Raw genomic sequence first — 15,745 nt, 5'->3', positions numbered from 1 at the left:
AACCATGACCTGGATCTTAAAGAAGTTGGTGCTGGCGCTGGTGTGGGTATACCAGCATATGATTTCGCCGCTGACGCCGGCCGCCTGCCGCTACACCCCCACCTGCTCGCAGTACGCCGTGGACGCCGTGAACAAGTATGGCCCGTTTAAAGGCGGGTGGATGGCCCTCAGGCGCATCGGCCGTTGCCATCCCTGGGGCGGAAGCGGGTATGATCCGGTGAAGTAGGGTGGCCTCTGTGTCTTTTATACTTGAGCTATACTTTATACTTTCCATGGCGCAAGCGTCCGCTTGTGCCGCGCTATGCCGCCGCTTCCTGCCTTAACTGGCCCTGGCATCTTTGTACTTTGCTACTGCATCCTTCAATTTGACACAAGCTATTCTTTATAGTTACTGTTCATCCTCAGCCTTACAAGCGGCCTTTTCCATCTCCGAATTTGGTGCCCTCCAGGCCGGGTGGCCTCGCCTTCGGGCATCGCGCTGTGTGCCTGAAGCTGCCTCCGCTCTGCTCCGGCTGCCGCATCCGCGGCACCGCAACATGCACAAGGCGCTCAACCCAAAGGCTGGGATCATTTTTAGGTAGCCACAGCTGACGAAGCTAAAACAGAGCTCCCCTCCTTAGACAAGGAGGGGCAGGGGTGGTTGGACCCGACTTACATCAGCAACTATCCTGACGCTTATTTTTCATCGGCAGTTCTTCCGGGTAAGTATAAGATATCCTGCAGTTAGTCTAAAGAGTGTGCTCCCGGCTTGAGCGTTTGCCCTTTTCTGAGCATATTTAGAAAAGCATATACTTACCTAAGAAAACGCTATGATTCAAACGCTACTCTCTCACCAGTGGAAATCTGAACTGCGGTCTTCTGTTTTTAAGAAAAGCGTTGCGCTAAATATTATACTTGGCCTGCTGATCTTATACTTTGGCAGCATCTTTCTATTCCTGGGCTTCTTTCTCCATAAAATTCTGCTTAATCTTTTTCCGGGGCAGGATGTGCTGGCTACCTTCAACAGCGGGCTGGTATATTATTTCCTCATCGACCTGTTCTTCCGGTTTTTGCTGCAGGACTTGCCTGTGCTGGCGGTGCAGCCCTACTTGCACCTGCCAATTAAAAAGAACAAGCTGGTGCACTACCTGCTGGTAAAGTCGATCCCGAGTTTCTTTAACCTGCTGCCGTTCCTGCTGATCGTGCCTTTTATGGTGTCGGCGGTGGTGCCTGCAATAGGCCAGGGGGCAGCAACGGCCTGGTTGCTTTCGCTTATTGCCATGACCTTGCTTAACAATTACCTGCTGTTATACTTTAAACGGCAGATAAGCACCAAGCCACTTTATACATTGAGCTTTGGGGTGGCCATCGTACTGCTGATGTTGCTCGACTATTTCGGGTTGGTGCAGCTGCAGTTGGTGTCTAAGGCTATATTCGGAGCCATGGCGGCGCAGCCGGCGCTGGTGGCAGTGCCCATGCTTTTAATGGTAGCGGCCTACCTGCTTAATTATCAATTCCTGAAATCCCATACTTACCCGGAAGAGCTGAAGGTGCGCAAAGCTTCAGAAGCGACAGGGGCAAATATCGCTTTCCTGAACCGCTTCGGGGAGATCGGGAAACTGATTGAGCTGGAGCTGAAGCTGATCTGGCGACACAAGCGCACCAAATCCATCCTGGCTATATCGGTCTTCTTCCTGTTCTATGGCCTTCTCTTTTACAAAAATGACAGGTATCTGGAGGGTTTCGGATATTTGATTTTTGTCGGCATTATGCTCTCCGGGATGCCGATGTTTAACTACGGGCAGTTTTTGCCGGGCTGGCAGAGTGCACATTTCGATGGCCTGCTTACACTGCGTATTTCGCCGTACCAGTTTTACAGGGCCAAGTACTGGATGATGGTGCCTGTCATGGTGCTGGCTTACATCCTGACGCTGCCTTACGGATTTTTCGGGTACAAGATCATCCTGATAAATACGGCCACGCTGCTGTTTAATATTGGCGTGAACATATATGTGATCTTCTTCTTCTCGGTGTACAACAAAGAACGGCTGGACCTGAGCAAGAGCGCTACCTTTAACTGGCAGGGCGTAGGAGCCTCTAAATTTGTGATGATTCTTCCGACCATGGTGCTGCCGATCCTGATTTACCTTCCCTTCGGGCTGCTGGGCGTGCCTTACATGGGGGTTGCTGCTATCGGGGGGCTTGGCCTGCTGGGAATCATCTTTCAGAAACAACTGCTGCAGTGGTCTGCCAGTCGGTTTAGCGAGAACAAGTATAAACTGGCTACGGGCTACCGCCATTCCTCTTAATCCACCTTAAAACTTAGAACCATGTTAACAATCAATAATCTACAGAAAGTATATAACGGCACGACAGTAGTTAATGTACCTGAATTAAGTATAGCTGCAGGCGAATCGGTGGGGCTGGTAGGCAATAACGGCGCGGGCAAAACAACGCTCTTCCGCATGATCCTGGACCTGATCCGGCCGAGCAAAGGCAAAGTTTACTCTAAGGGCGAGAACGTGGCGCAGCAGGAGGACTGGAAAGTATACACGGGTTCATATTTAGACGAAGGCTTTCTGATCGACTACCTGACCACGGAGGAGTACTTCAAGTTCATCGGCGGCCTGCACGGCCTCTCAGACGGTGACATCACCGAGCGCCTGTTGCCGTTCATGGACCTGTTTAACGGCGAGATCCTGAACCAGCGCAAGTATATCCGCGACTTCTCGAAAGGAAACCAGAAGAAGATCGGCATTGCCGCTGCCGCCCTCTCAAACCCGGAGCTGCTGATCCTGGACGAGCCTTTCGCCAACCTCGACCCCAGTTCCCAGATCCGCCTGAAGCACCTGCTGCGCACCTTATGCGAGCAGAAGCGCATGACCATGCTTATCTCCAGCCACGACCTGAGCCACGTCATCGAAGTATGCGAGCGCATCCTGATCCTGGAGAAAGGCCAGCTGGTGCAGGACATGCAAACCAACGAAAACACGCTGCAAGAGCTGGAGACATACTTTACGGTGTAGCGGCTGCGGCCTTATACTTTACAAGGATGGCGCTGGTGCGGACGTACAGTTTGTACCAGCACCATCCTTTTATACTTTCAGAGTAACATCCACACCTTTGCGCAGCGTGTTGTGCACCTCGGCTACCTGGTCTACGTGCCGGATGAGAGATGCTATTTCCTGCTGCGAGTGGTTTGGTGCCTGGATGTTTGCTTGATAGGTAATGTTGGAGGCCGGTTCTCCTTCCTGACCAAACTCGCCGGTAACTGTTACTTCTACCAGGCTGATGGCCATGTTTCTACGAGCTGCCTCCCGGTACACATCGTTGCAGAAGCAGGTGGCCAGCGCCAGGAACAGCAGCTCGCCGCCGTTTACCGCCGAGCCATAGCCTTCCGGTTTTCCGGGTATGGTAACCTGCCTGCCGTTGCCGTTAGTGGAGACAGTAGCCTCATGCTGCTGATAAGCATTCTTGATAGTAGCGGCTATGGTCATGGTAAACGAAAGTTGAGTGGGTTAAATCTTCTTCTAAATACCTATAACATTGCAAGAGTGACTTGCGGCAAACTTACTGGTAGGAATTTCTATAGGTTCATACTTCTCGCTCCAATAGTCGAGTGGCTGCCCAAGCTTACATCGGGGCAGGTCGCTAGGCAATTAACTGTCCACAGCCTGTCAATGATAGTCTGTGTGGTAAGTTCCTTCCCAAATGCCTGCTCCTCATACTTGTAAGTATGATCTGTGAAATAATGTAGTTTCTTACTGGTGCGAGCTGAAAGAGCTATAGTATTGCAACCTGTGCCAACCGAGTCTTATTTCAACAACTTTGGGTTGACTCCATTGAGTTTTGCAGAAGCAAACCCGTAACCAAACACTTCTTTCAGATCAAACTCTTCAGGTGTATACTGTTTATAGAGTTTAAGGAGTTTTATAGTCTCATTAAGGCTTTCGTTTGTCCAGTCAAACTCTAGCTTATACTTTGTCTCTATATGTGTTATTTGATTAGATTTATTCAGGTGGTAAATAAACCGAAAAGGTACCTCTGAAGTGCTAAAGTCATGGGCAATTTCATTTTCGTCACTAAAGAATGTTTCCGTAATCTTATTCTCTTCATAGTCATACCTGATGATAGGCCCACCGTAAAACCCAGAGCCTGTATAGGTAAGTCGGTGCGCTGAATCATAAAATCGCAGCTCTTCAGTTCGCCCTTTTGCATCTATTACTTCCTGCACAAAAGCGGTATTAGAAGTGTCTTTTATATCCCATTTAATAAGGTTTATGGATGAGGCAGTTATATCAATTTCATGATACCTTATTTTCTCACCTTTTTCTTGCTGTTGAAAAACAAATGCAGATAGCGTTATTAGTAAAACTATGATTATCAACACCTTAGAGTGAATTTTTATTTTCTAGATTTTAATAGTACCACCAGGTATTCATTAAAGCACTAATATATCCCCTTCCTACCTCACCACCCGCTTCATCCACTCACTGATTACCTCCAGCGCGGCTGGGGCGAAGGTTTCTTCCAACTGCCCGTATTCTGCCGGCGAGCCGGTTTTGGCTGTCTGGAAGAGGTGGTTAAGGTTGGGCATTTCCTGTATTGTATACTTTTTATTGCCGCCGGCTTTGAGGGCTTTTTCGGTGGCAGGCAGGTTCTGCTGGAAAGGCACCTGCAGGTCTTTGGTGCCGTTGAGGGCTAGTACAGGCATCTTTAGCTTTTGCAGCGCAGGGGCGGGGTCGTAGGCCAGGTAGTAGCGCATCCACGGCGAGCTAAGTTGGGCCACAATCGTTTCTTCGGCTTTGTCGGTGAGTCCCAGTTGCTGCTGCTCCAGCGGAGTCATACTTGCTTTTGCCTCCTGTTCCAAGCGGCGTATCTGGTCGGCGGCTTTGCTTGCGTCTTTTTCGGTGGCAGCTACTTTAAACTGGGCCTCGCGTAACGCCAGGTATTTCTGCAGCTGCTCCTGCGGCACGCCGGCACTCTCTAGCAGGGCTTTGTTCTGCGCCACCAGCAACTCGGTGCCCGGCACGGCGTTGCCTGCCATCAGCACCACAAAGGCCACATTTGGGTTGGCTGCGGCTACTTTGGCGGCAATTAGGGCACCCTCACTGTGGCCCAGCAAACCAACCTTTTTCTTGTTGATGCCGCTATGGTTGCGGAGGTAATTGTAAGCGGCCTCGGCATCAGAGGCGAAATCCCCGGTGGTGGAGGTGGCAAAGTTACCGCCCGATTTCCCGGTGCCGCGGTCGTCGAGGCGCAGCACGGCAAAGCCCTGGCGGGTGAGGTAATCGGCCAAAACCAGGAACGGCTTGTGCCCCATAATAGTCTGGTCGCGGTCCTGGGGGCCGGAGCCGGTGAGTAGCAGCACGGCAGGACCAGGAGGACCTTTGACTGGCGGAATTGTAAGCGTACCCACCAGCTTAATGCCAGCCGCCTTATTCTCTACTGTTACCTCAGTGCTCCGGTAAGGGTATGGTTCTTTGGGCGTCTGCGGGCGCTTCATGGCCTCGGCGGCGCTACCTTTCTTTAGTTGTAGCGCAAAGCTTTGGCCGCCCTGCTGCCACTGCCCGTCCAGTGTTTCGGCATCTACCAGTTTGCCTACGTAAGCCGCGTTAAGGTTTTTCAAGTCGATGAACAGGCTGTCCTGCACCTGCCGTACCTGCTGCACCGGTATGCCGGTGGCACCTTGCCTGGGGCTGTCCATGGTGGCGGAGAGCGTGCCGTTTTCAGCCGCGCTGATGTGGAAGATAAGCGGAAGCTCTGTGCCCATCACTTTCAGCGAGCCGTTCCAGTCGCCGGCAACTTGGGGCGTTTGCTGTGCCGTGGCTGTAAAGGCCAAGAGTAACAGCAGAAGCGGGAGTAGGTGCTTGTACATCGTTATAAGTATGATTTTAGCGATATCTCTGAAAAATATGCAGCTGTAGCTGCGATGCCTCCGCCAGCAGCTGCACATTGGTCCCCTCTGCATCGTCAAAGGCCAGCTGGAAACCGTCCTCGTAACCATGTTGGTTAGTCATGCGCCAGAGCCAGTTTAATTTCTTGCGCTGGTTGGAGATTTGCGAGAAGCTGAACTGCCGCTCCAGCACCGCAACATCCAGCTCCGGAAGTATGGTAAGTATGATTTCGTCTGTATCCTCGTTCACGCGCACCGCCAGCCATACGTCCTCCACCCGAAACAGCACCTGCTGCAGCCAGCCATACGCCAGGTCGTGCAGGGCAAGGGCTTGTGTCACATCTTTTCCGGCCAGGGCTTCTAAATCTGTGGGTATATCCATTTCCTTTCTAAGGTAGAAAATTATACTTTGCCAAACTATAGCTGCACCTAAGCAAGCGGTTTATTATTTTTACAGGGATTTATACCTTAAGCTAATGACACCAGAAACTCATACTTTAAGTGCACCATCGGTGGGGCTGCTTTTGCATGTGCTGCGCCAGAAGGGGCAGGATGTAGAGGCCATTTGCCAGCAGGTGGGGCTGGACCAGCGGCTGGTGCAGGATGTGAACGCCCGCATCTCGGTGGAGACAGTGCAGGACCTGTGGAACGCCGCCATTGCCGTAGCCCAGGACCCGGACCTGGCCCTGCATGTGGCCGAAAGTATAAACCCGACCTCCATGGGTACCATTGCCTACGTGATGATGAATGCGCCAACCTTGCACAAGTCGCTGCGGAAGCTGTGCAAGTACCAGGATATTATCTGCGGCGCCATCCGCACCAGCCTGGAGGTGCAGGGGCAGCTGGCGCTGGTAAAGCTGCAGGTGGACAGTCCGGCCATACAGCACCCGCGCAACGCCCTCGACTCGGAGTTGGTGATCTATAAAAATGCTTTCTCGGCGCTGGTGGGGCAGACGCTGAAGTATAAACAGGTGCTGCTGGCTTACCCTGAGCCGCCAAGTATAAAAGAGCACGAGCGGATATTTGCGGGCGCGGAGCTGGTGTTTGGCGCCAGCTACAGTGGCCTTGTATTTGATGCCGCTTACCTGCAACTGCCGGTGGTGACGGCCAATCCCGAGCTGAACCTGTTCTTTGAGAAGTATGCCGAGGAGTACCTGCAAAAGCTACACGAGCCGAAAACCGTGCGGGAGCGGGTGCAGCACGAAATCGCGCACCAGCTGAAGGGGGAGGAGCCAAGTATAACCAGCGTGGCCCGCAGCCTGGCCATGAGCGTGCGCAGCCTCCAGAGCAGGTTAAAAGACGAAGGTACTGCCTATCAACTGTTGCTGGATGAGGTGCGCAAGCAAATTGCCGTAAAACACTTGCAGGACAACCAGAGCACCATCACTGACATTGCCTACCTGCTAGGCTACTCTGAGCCCAGCGTTTTCTCCCGCTCCTTTAAGAAATGGACTGGCATGCCCCCGGCTGCCTACCGCCAACGTATGGCCGCTGCGTAAGTTTGGTTTTGCCGATGCTGCCTAAACCCACCCCCAGTCCCTCCGATGAGGGGAATTTGCTCCAAAAAGAAGGGGGCAGGGCCAATGCATTCCGCTTTTGTCATCCTGAAAGAATCCTGTGGGCCAGTAGCATTAGGTTATCCTTTCTGCAACGAAGGTTATTCACAAAACCACAGGAATCCTCTTACTCGGTTTCTTTAGCCCATCTATGGCGCAAGCGTTCATGCCCCGAAATGCTGCGGGATCTTTGAGTCATGATTTACTTTTTCCTGTCCCTCCAGGCCAGTTGAGTCTCAGACTCAACATCATTTGTAAGCCACGAATCTGAAGGTTCGCGCCAGAGAGTGGAGAACTTAACGGCCCTGCCTTCTGAGAGGAGAATAGCCGTGCAGAAATAATTCCCCTCCTTGGAGGGGCTAGGGGTGGGTTAAACTGTTTGGATAATAAATGCCCGCATAAGTTTATATCTTTGTTCCTGCATCCAAAAAGCTACATCACTCAACACCATGAAAAAGCTACTCCTTACCGCCGCCCTTGCCGGGGCTATGCTTTCCTCCTGCTCGCAAAAGCCAACAGAGGCAGAAACAGAAACGACACCCACAGCTGCTGCTTCAGCAGAGGAGGGTTATGTAGAAAGTATAAACCAATGGCATGCCGAGCGGGTGAAAAACCTGCAGAAAGAGGACGGCTGGTTGGCGCTGGCGGGGCTGTACTGGCTGGAGCCGGGCAGCAACAGCTTTGGCAGCGCTGCGGGGAATGACGTGGCGTTTCCGGCGGGGAAGATAGCGCCGCAGGCGGGAGCATTTATACTTGAGGGCAATGAAGTGAAGCTGCAGCCAGCCAAAGGCGCTGACATAACACTGAACGGGGAGCCGGTGCTGCAGGAGGTAAGGGTATACTCGCCGGAGATGGAACAGCCTGCCCAAATGCGCCACGGCTCTTTAAAGTGGGTAGTGATACAGCGCGGCGACAAGTATGGCGTGCGGCTGTGGGATGCGGAGAATGAGGCACGCAAGAACTTTGCTGGCATAGAGCGCTACCCGGTACAGCCGGAGTGGAAGCTGGAGGCCGTGCTGGAGCAGAACCCCTTGCCGAAACAGGTCGCTATTACCAATGTGCTGGGGCAGACCTCGCAGGAGCCCTCGCCGGGGGCGGTTGTGTTTACCAAAGAAGGCCAGCAGTACCGCCTCGATGCGCTGGAGGAGGGCGACGAACTGTTCATCATCTTCGCCGACAAAACCAACGGCACTGATACCTACGGCTCCGGCCGCTACCTCTACATTCCGAAGCCCGGCCCGGACGGCAAGACCTACATCGACTTTAATAAAGCCTACACGCCGCCGTGCGGTTTCACCGGCTATGCCACTTGTCCGCTGCCGCCAAAGCAGAACTTCCTGCCCATAGCTGTTACCGCAGGCGAGAAAAGCGAGCATTAGGAGTTAGAGAGTTAGAGAGTTAAAGAATTTAAGATTTGCTTTTGGCTCTGGCGCAAGCGTCCGCTTGTGCCTCTTTTGTTAGTATGTTTACTACGCTTACAAACTCTGAGCTCGCGCTCTTGCTTACCAAAGGAGGGGAGCCCGTCGCCAGAAATATCCCCAACTCTCTAAATCCCAAACTCCAAACTCTCCCTGTGCCATTGCAGCGTCTCGGCGATGGCCTGCTGCATGGAGGTGCGCTGTAAACCAGGCAGCACCTGGTGTAGCTTCTCGTCGTTGAGGAGGATGGTATGCTGCCAGAGGTAGCCCATCTCGCTGATCTCGCGCATGCCGGCAGAGAACAGCCCCATCAGCTTAAAAAGCCAGCCCGGGTACAGTTTATGCTGTGGTTTGGTGCCGGCTATTTCGGCAATCTGCGCCTGCCATTTTTTTATACTTGGCACCACCTCCCCGGCATAGTTATATTCGACGTATGCAGGCAGCTGAGGCTGTTTTGCTAGTTTGTAAAATACCTTTGCGGCATCGGGCGTGTATACCAATTGGTGCGGTATGTCGTTGCGGTACAGCCAAGGCATGGGTTTGCCAGCCAATGCTCCCCTAAAAACAGGCGCAATTCCCTCATTCATAACGTTTGGGCCCCAAAAGTCGGGCATGCGCAGGTTGATTATGCGGCACTCTCCGCGGTCTGTCGCCTGGCGTAGCATCTGCTCCAGTTTTACCCGTATAGCGCCCTTTTTGGTGGTAGGTGCTTGTGGTGTGGTTTCGGTGATGACCGGAATTAATCCAAAATTATATATGTTTCCCGGAAAAAAAATCGTAGCTTTGTTTATGGCTGCGGCCTCCAACACGTTTTGCGTTACACGCTCCATATTGCCTTGCCACTTCTCGTAAGGGTAGTTAATCCCATGGAAGATGTGCGTCGCGTCTGCTCCCAACTTCTTTAGCAGATCCCTGTTTTGTGCGTCTCCTTCAACCAGCTGTAGCGTAGGGCAAGGGCCAAATAACTTTTGGGCCTTCTGCCTGTTTCTTACCAGAAGCGTTACCCGCTCCTGGTGCCGCAAAAGCTCCTGCGCAAAGGCATAGCCAATGCTGCCTGTACCGCCGAGCACTAAAAATCTCATATTGCCTGTAGCCATGTTGGTTTATGTTTTAGTTTATGCAGCAAAGGTATAGCGCCTAGCAGGTTACAAGCCTGACGGAAGCCGCAAACAACTTGACATATGACGCAAAACCAGCTGCCTTGCGTGCTGCATTAGCAGTGGCAGCAGGAACTATTCGGACCTTAAACTTGTAATATATACTTATGGAGATATTTCTTAACAACACTGATAACACTATGGTAGATACACAAATGGCACAAACTGTAATCACTCCCGAGCACCTTTCTAAAGCAATCAGCTATACCCAGTACCGCGACATGATCGATAAGCTACTGGCCGAGCACAAAACCACGGGCACCAATCATTCTGAAGTAATGGTAGAGTATACCCGCATGAACATGCACCGCATGCGCCGCGTGGAGAAAGTGATACTTGAGGATGAACTGGTGGAAATGATGCTGAGCGTGCGCACCAGAATGACCTGGGTCGTGCTGACGGAGGCTTGGTGTGGCGACGCGGCGCAGTGTTTGCCGGCCATTGTTAAAATAGCCGATGCCTCGCCGCTGATAGAGGTAAAGCTGTTGCTGCGCGATGAAAACCCGGAGATAATGGATGCCTACCTGACAGACGGCGGTCGTTCGATTCCGAAACTTATTGCCTTAGATGCCGACACGATGGAAGTGCTGGGCACCTGGGGGCCACGCCCGGAGCCAGCCCAGCAGCTGTTCCTGGACATGAAGGCACAGGGGGCCGACTACAGTGTGTTTGCTGAAAAGCTGCACGCCTGGTATGCCAAGGACAAGAGCCGTGCGCTGCAGCAGGAGTTTAAGGAGCTCATCAATACCTGGGCCGAACTGTCTGCTCCCGCAGAACTGAATGTGGTGCGCTGTTCTTAATGCCGTTGCTGGCGTTCAGGCTAAACCTGCGCCATTGTTATTGATACCATCTATACATCAAAAAAGGCTGCCCTCACCAGGGGCAGCCTTTCTTGTTTTACCCGATCCCCGCAGTAGGCATCAGCACGAGGCGCCAGCCGTCAGGGTCTTCTATAGTTGTGGCTCCTTTGTCTTTCCAGTACTGGTTTTCCGGTTCCACCTCAGGGTAGCCCATGTGCGCCAGTCGCTCTGCCACGCGGTTAATACGCTGGGCATCCGGTACATAGAGTACCAGCAGGTTGTCTTTGGAGGGGGCGGGGCAGGGGCTGCCATGCGGGTGCTGCGTAAACTCCAGGTGATACGGAAAACCGGGAAGCCCCAGCATGATGCCGTCGTAGCCCTTATGGTTTTCAAAACCGCCCAGTTTGCGCAAGCCCAGGCCCTGGCAATAGAACCGTTCTACCTCCGGCAACTTATCGGTAGGGCGGGCAATGCGCACCTGCGCCACCGGCAATCCTTCCGGCCATTTTTCCTGCATCTTTCTCACAAGTATAAAGTATACTTTACTCTGCCGCACTGGCTGCTAAAGGCTGCCAGCCCAGCACTTCCACGTCCACTATCTTGTCGCCTACCTCCAGGCGGTGCACAACGTCCATGCCATCAATCACTTTCGCAAAAATGGTGTAGCGGCCATCCAGGTGCGGTGTAGGAGAGTGGGTGATAAACCACTGGTTGCTTTCGGTGTCTTTTCCGGCGGAGGCCATGCCCACGTAGCCCTCGTAGTAGTGCAGCGGGGCAAACTCAGAGCGGATGGAGTAGTCGGAGCTGCCCCAGCCGTCGCCGCGCTTGTCGCCGCCCTGGGCCACAAAGTTAGGCACTACCCTATGGAAGTATAACCCGTCGAAAAAGTCCTGCTGCGTCAGCTCCACAAAGTTGGCCACCGAGCCGGGGGCCGCCTCCACAAACAGCTGCAGAATAATGCTTCCTTTCTCGGTGCGCAGCAGTACCTGCTGGTTCGGGTTGATGTTCTTTACCAGTTCCCAGTCTATCGGGTGCGTAAAAGGGTTTTGAGGCGTCTCGCTCTCCGGCTTTCCGTTTACATAGTCAATGGCCTTCTGCAGCTCAATGTTGGTTTCCATGTCGCGGGGCAGCTGCAGTTTCTGTTGGGCCTGCGTTAAAAAGCTGTAGTCGCTGTACTGGCTGCGCAGGTTTAGCTTGGGGTCGCGGATGGCGGCGGCGGCCATGCCCACCAGCGCCACATCGCCAGAGCCTATGGCCAGCTTAAAGATGTCGGCAAAGGCCGGCTCCAGCCGCCTCGGAAAGTCCGGTTGCTGGCGCATCAAAATCAGGGCCTCCATACCCGTGGTGGCTATCACGGGCTCCTCGGCCAGAAAAACCTGCTCTGCAATAAAGTTATAGTTGCTGATGTCGCCGGACAGTGCCTTGAGCAGGTTTGCCTTATCGTAAGGGGTGCGGGCGTGCTGGAACTGCTGCTTGTAGCGCGGGTTCAAGTACAGGCGGTTTTGCACCTGGCTGTTTTTCAGGATCACCCAAATGACGTTGCTGCGCACGCGGGCATCGAGCAGGTTGGGCAGCACCTCCAGCAGCGTTTGCGCGGGCACGCCGTTGCTGTTGCTCAGCAGAAACTCCGAAGTGGCAATGGCGGCGTTGATGTTCTGATCTTGCAGGCCGGCAAGTATGGCTGTCTTGATATCGGCAAACTCCAGCCCGTTCATGGAGCGGATGGCGTTCAGGCGCACCCGGTAGTCAGGGTCGCTTTGGGCGATGGTGGATAAAAAGCTGGCTTTGTCGATGCCGCGTACCTTGCCCAGGGCCTGCGCGATGGCCATGCGTACTTCAGGGGCTTTGTCGGAGGTGGCGGCATTGAGCAGCGGCTGCCGGAACGGAGTCAGGTCCAGCTTGGGGGTTCTGGCCAGGAAGTGTGCCGCCGCCAGGCGTGCCTCGTAAATGTTAGTAGGGGCTATCAGCTCGATGGCTTTTTGCACCAGCTGTGGCGTTTGCTGCTGCCGCTGCCCTAACCGGTAAATGCCCCAAGCCTGTCCGGCCAGTGCCTCCGGGCTGTTGGCAGGATAGGTTGCCAAAACCTCGGCTCCTGCGGCGGTGCCTACTTTGCCAAGTGCCTCCAGCAGCTCGGCCTGTACCTCCGGGTCCTGCTCTGATTTCAGTTGAAGTATAAGCTCCGGCTCCGACTGCGCGTGGCCTGTTTGCCCTAAAGCATAGGCGCTGGCCTTGCGCACAGATGCCACAGAGTCGGCCAGTAGATGTTCTAAGGCTGGCAGGGCCACTGTGTCCTGCACAGAGGCAAAGGCCAGGGCGGCGTGCTGCCGGTAAGCGGTGTTGGGGTTGCTCAGGAAAGGCAGCAGACTGGAAGTGTTGCGCTCATCCTGTAAGGTATAAATCTGCTGCAGGGTAATATCGCCGAACTTGTTGTTGGCGGGCTCCAGGTTGCTTGTGCTGCGCTGCATGGGCAGGTACTGGCACGACGCCAGCGTGCCCAGGGCCAGCAGCCAGGTATAGTGTAGTTTCATGGTAGCTTGGTTAAGAAAGGCTCAATTTACTAAAATGTGCCGAAAAGCAGCGGCCGCAAGCGCTTTGAAATATAAACTGATTTTTATATTTTTAGACGGAGAATTTATTTGCAGTATAAATGCAGGAGATCAGTATCAGACTTTTTGAAGGAGCCTATACCTTGAAGCCTCGCTCTGAACAGAGAATGATGCTGCTTGCCGGCGCAGCCATGTTTCTGCAATTAGGGTTTCTGCTGCACCTTACCATCACCAAAACATTCTCTACAGAGCTCGTGATGGTGTTTTTGATAAACCTGTTTGTGCCAGCCATTTTCCTGTACAGGCTGTGGCTGGACCGAAAGCCGCAGTACCGCCGGCACCTCACGCTGAGTGCACATGGTGTGCGTTACCGCACCCGCTTTATGCAGCCCGAGCACGAGTTTGACTGGGAGGAGGTAGACGCCGTGCGGGTAGAGCTGTTCAAGGTGGTGTTTGTGCTGAAGAACGAGGAGGTGCACGAGATCAGCCTGGAACGTATTCAGAACGACGAGATGTTACAACAGGTAAAAGAGCAGGTAAAGATGATGGTGCGGCAAAAAGATCTTCAACTTCACTAAAAAGGCCCCTACAAGAACACTATGTATGTAAATCTGTATCCCAACAGGCAGCTGCGCGCCACCAAGCGGTCGGTGCTTTTAATGGGGCTGTTTCTGTTGCTGGGCGGCGGCTACGCCCTGCTGCGCGAGCTGCTCTGGATGGAGGCGCTGCGGCCCGGATGGGCGGCAGCCAGTGGCCTGATGGTCCTCTCGGGCTCAGTTTGCTTAGCGTACGCCACAGAAGTGCTGCGCTTTAAAGACGCTTTTTTCTCCATGACGCCAGAGCGCATTGCTTACCGCGTGTCGCTCTTCGGCTCCGAAACGGTGGTGGAGTGGCAGCACATCCAGGAGCTGCGCATCACGGAGCACTACGTCAGCTTTGCGCTGACAGGCGGCGCCTTCCAGAAAATTCGCCTTGGAGCCATCCAAAGCCCCGACATTGCCCGCCACGTAGCACGCAGCATTCACCTGGCTGGCCTGGAAAAAGGCATCATGATCAACGGCATAAAGCCTTCTCCCTCAGAGCCTGCCCTGCAAGTATAATCCCCCGCTTGTTTGGCTCCTTTCCGTACTTGCGCTAGCACTTCCCGGAATCCTTTGCCAAATTGCGCCCTAAAGCGAAGGACGAATGATGGCAGTAGCAAAGAAAAAGCGCGTGTACGGATTACAGTTTGGGCTACTCTGCCTGAGCTCCTTTCTTTTCTTCTCCAGCTTCAACATGATCATCCCGGAGTTGCCGGGCTACCTCTCCAGCCTCGGCGGCGAAGACTACAAAGGCCTCATCATCGCTTTGTTCACTGTTACGGCGGGGCTTTCCAGGCCCTTTAGCGGCAAACTCGCCGATAGAATCGGGCGGGTGCCGGTCATGGTGATCGGGAGTGTGGTGTGCGTGGTATGCGGTTTTCTGTACCCTTTGGTGGGCACGGTGGCGGCTTTTCTGCTGCTGCGCTTCGTGCACGGCTTCTCCACGGGCTTCACCCCTACGGGCAAGTCAGCCTATGTGGCCGACCTGGTGCCCCTGGAGCGGCGCGGAGAGGCAATGGGGCTGATGGGGCTGTCGGGGAGTTTGGGAATGGCGGCCGGACCCGCTCTGGGCGGCCTGCTGGCCAGTATCTTTCCGGTGGAGGTGATGTTTTATACTTCGTCGGCGGCCGCTTTCCTGTCGGTGGCGGTGATCTGGCACATGAAGGAGACGGTGGAGGAGCCGGAGAAATTCCGGTGGAGTATGCTGCGGCTATCGCGGCAGGAGGTGCTGGAGCCAAGGGTGCTGGCGCCCTCGGTGGTCATGCTGCTGACTTACTTCAGCTTCGGCACCGTGCTGACCATCATCCCCGACTTCAGCGAGCACCTGGGCATCGAGAACAAAGGGCTTTTCTTTACCTCCTTCACGCTCTCATCGCTGGCCATCCGGTTTTTGGCAGGCCGTGCCTCGGATAAGTATGGGCGCGTAACCGTGCTGTACCTGAGCACCGCCTTGCTGACCGCTGCCATGCTGGTAATCGGCTCGGTGGAGACGGTAAGGGGGCTGCTGCTGGCAGGGGTGCTGTTTGGCGTAGCCACCGGCATGAACTCACCCACCATCTACGCCTGGACAATAGACCTGAGCCTCCCTGAGCACCGGGGCAGGGCCATGGCTACAATGTACATTGCCCTGGAAATAGGTATTGGGCTGGGGGCGCTGGGCTCCGGCTGGCTCTATGGCAACCAAAGCAGCAATTTTACCCTGGTGTTCTGGTCAGGGGCGGTGCTGTCGATGCTGGCATTTTTATACTTGGTGCTGGTGGTTCGGCGCAGCGCGTCGGCCTGATAGAGTCTTTCTGAATAGAATTAATCGCA

At 54.0% G+C, this 15,745-nt stretch carries 16 protein-coding genes; 9 read left to right on the top strand and 7 right to left on the bottom strand.

Features of this window, described 5'->3' with window-relative positions:
* Nucleotides 1-4: 4 nt before the first annotated feature.
* The 3 genes from yidD (at nt 5) to FJM65_RS13280 (ending at nt 3,005) form a co-directional block, all read left to right on the top strand.
* A complete protein-coding gene (gene yidD, locus FJM65_RS13290) occupies nt 5-226 on the top strand; it encodes a membrane protein insertion efficiency factor YidD (RefSeq protein WP_140622017.1) in 222 nt (73 codons plus the stop codon).
* A gap of 583 nt (nt 227-809) precedes the next feature.
* Entirely contained in the window at nt 810-2,288 is a 1,479-nt protein-coding gene (locus FJM65_RS13285) for a DUF5687 family protein (protein WP_140622016.1), read from the top strand.
* 21 nt (nt 2,289-2,309) lie between these two features.
* Nucleotides 2,310-3,005: an ABC transporter ATP-binding protein gene (locus FJM65_RS13280; protein WP_140622015.1), complete on the top strand. Its 696-nt coding sequence runs from the start codon at nt 2,310-2,312 to the stop codon at nt 3,003-3,005.
* A gap of 69 nt (nt 3,006-3,074) precedes the next feature.
* Here FJM65_RS13280 and FJM65_RS13275 read toward each other — a convergent pair whose 3' ends face one another.
* The 4 genes from FJM65_RS13275 to FJM65_RS13260 form a co-directional block, all read right to left on the bottom strand.
* Nucleotides 3,075-3,476, bottom strand: coding sequence for an OsmC family protein (locus tag FJM65_RS13275; protein WP_140622014.1), 402 nt, complete (start codon nt 3,474-3,476; stop codon nt 3,075-3,077).
* A 317-nt stretch (nt 3,477-3,793) separates the two neighbouring features.
* Entirely contained in the window at nt 3,794-4,369 is a 576-nt protein-coding gene (locus tag FJM65_RS13270; protein WP_140622013.1) for a hypothetical protein, read from the bottom strand.
* Between the two features lie 75 nt (nt 4,370-4,444).
* Nucleotides 4,445-5,857 (bottom strand): alpha/beta hydrolase family protein, encoded by a 1,413-nt coding sequence (locus tag FJM65_RS13265; protein ID WP_181163714.1) that lies wholly within the window; start codon nt 5,855-5,857, stop codon nt 4,445-4,447.
* Between the two features lie 16 nt (nt 5,858-5,873).
* A complete protein-coding gene (locus FJM65_RS13260) occupies nt 5,874-6,257 on the bottom strand; it encodes a DUF6334 family protein (protein WP_140622011.1) in 384 nt (127 codons plus the stop codon).
* Nucleotides 6,258-6,351: 94 nt separating this feature from the next.
* On the opposite strand from FJM65_RS13260, the gene FJM65_RS13255 reads away from it, so the two are divergent.
* Together FJM65_RS13255 and FJM65_RS13250 are read left to right on the top strand one after the other, a co-directional pair.
* Entirely contained in the window at nt 6,352-7,374 is a 1,023-nt protein-coding gene (locus tag FJM65_RS13255) for an AraC family transcriptional regulator (RefSeq protein ID WP_140622010.1), read from the top strand.
* Between the two features lie 506 nt (nt 7,375-7,880).
* Entirely contained in the window at nt 7,881-8,810 is a 930-nt protein-coding gene (locus FJM65_RS13250) for a DUF1684 domain-containing protein (RefSeq protein WP_140622009.1), read from the top strand.
* Between the two features lie 167 nt (nt 8,811-8,977).
* Here FJM65_RS13250 and FJM65_RS13245 read toward each other — a convergent pair whose 3' ends face one another.
* Nucleotides 8,978-9,946: an NAD-dependent epimerase/dehydratase family protein gene (locus FJM65_RS13245; RefSeq protein ID WP_140622008.1), complete on the bottom strand. Its 969-nt coding sequence runs from the start codon at nt 9,944-9,946 to the stop codon at nt 8,978-8,980.
* Nucleotides 9,947-10,146: 200 nt separating this feature from the next.
* Between FJM65_RS13245 and FJM65_RS13240 the strand changes: the two genes are divergently transcribed.
* Entirely contained in the window at nt 10,147-10,806 is a 660-nt protein-coding gene (locus FJM65_RS13240) for a thioredoxin family protein (RefSeq protein WP_239022948.1), read from the top strand.
* A 97-nt stretch (nt 10,807-10,903) separates the two neighbouring features.
* On the opposite strand, the gene FJM65_RS13235 is transcribed toward FJM65_RS13240, so the two are convergent.
* Nucleotides 10,904-11,323, bottom strand: a complete 420-nt coding sequence (locus FJM65_RS13235) for a VOC family protein (protein ID WP_140622080.1) — start codon at nt 11,321-11,323, stop codon at nt 10,904-10,906.
* Nucleotides 11,324-11,348: 25 nt separating this feature from the next.
* Nucleotides 11,349-13,334, bottom strand: coding sequence for a peptidylprolyl isomerase (locus FJM65_RS13230; RefSeq protein WP_140622007.1), 1,986 nt, complete (start codon nt 13,332-13,334; stop codon nt 11,349-11,351).
* Between the two features lie 185 nt (nt 13,335-13,519).
* Here FJM65_RS13230 and FJM65_RS13225 point away from each other — a divergent pair, with 185 nt between their 5' ends.
* From FJM65_RS13225 to FJM65_RS13215, 3 genes are all read left to right on the top strand, one after another.
* The gene (locus FJM65_RS13225; protein ID WP_140622006.1) at nt 13,520-13,930 is read left to right on the top strand and encodes a hypothetical protein; all 411 of its coding nucleotides are present in this window, start codon (nt 13,520-13,522) and stop codon (nt 13,928-13,930) included.
* A gap of 21 nt (nt 13,931-13,951) precedes the next feature.
* A complete protein-coding gene (locus FJM65_RS13220; RefSeq protein WP_140622005.1) occupies nt 13,952-14,452 on the top strand; it encodes a hypothetical protein in 501 nt (166 codons plus the stop codon).
* A gap of 85 nt (nt 14,453-14,537) precedes the next feature.
* Nucleotides 14,538-15,716 carry an MFS transporter gene (locus FJM65_RS13215; RefSeq protein ID WP_239022947.1) on the top strand — a complete coding sequence of 393 codons (1,179 nt, stop codon included), beginning with the start codon at nt 14,538-14,540 and terminating at the stop codon, nt 15,714-15,716.
* The last annotated feature ends 29 nt before the right edge of the window (nt 15,717-15,745 follow it).

It is taken from the genome of Pontibacter mangrovi (genome assembly GCF_006385705.1).
GTDB lineage: Bacteria > Bacteroidota > Bacteroidia > Cytophagales > Hymenobacteraceae > Pontibacter > Pontibacter mangrovi.
Note: the sequence above shows the minus strand (reverse complement) of the source record. Positions and strands in the feature narration are given on the sequence as shown.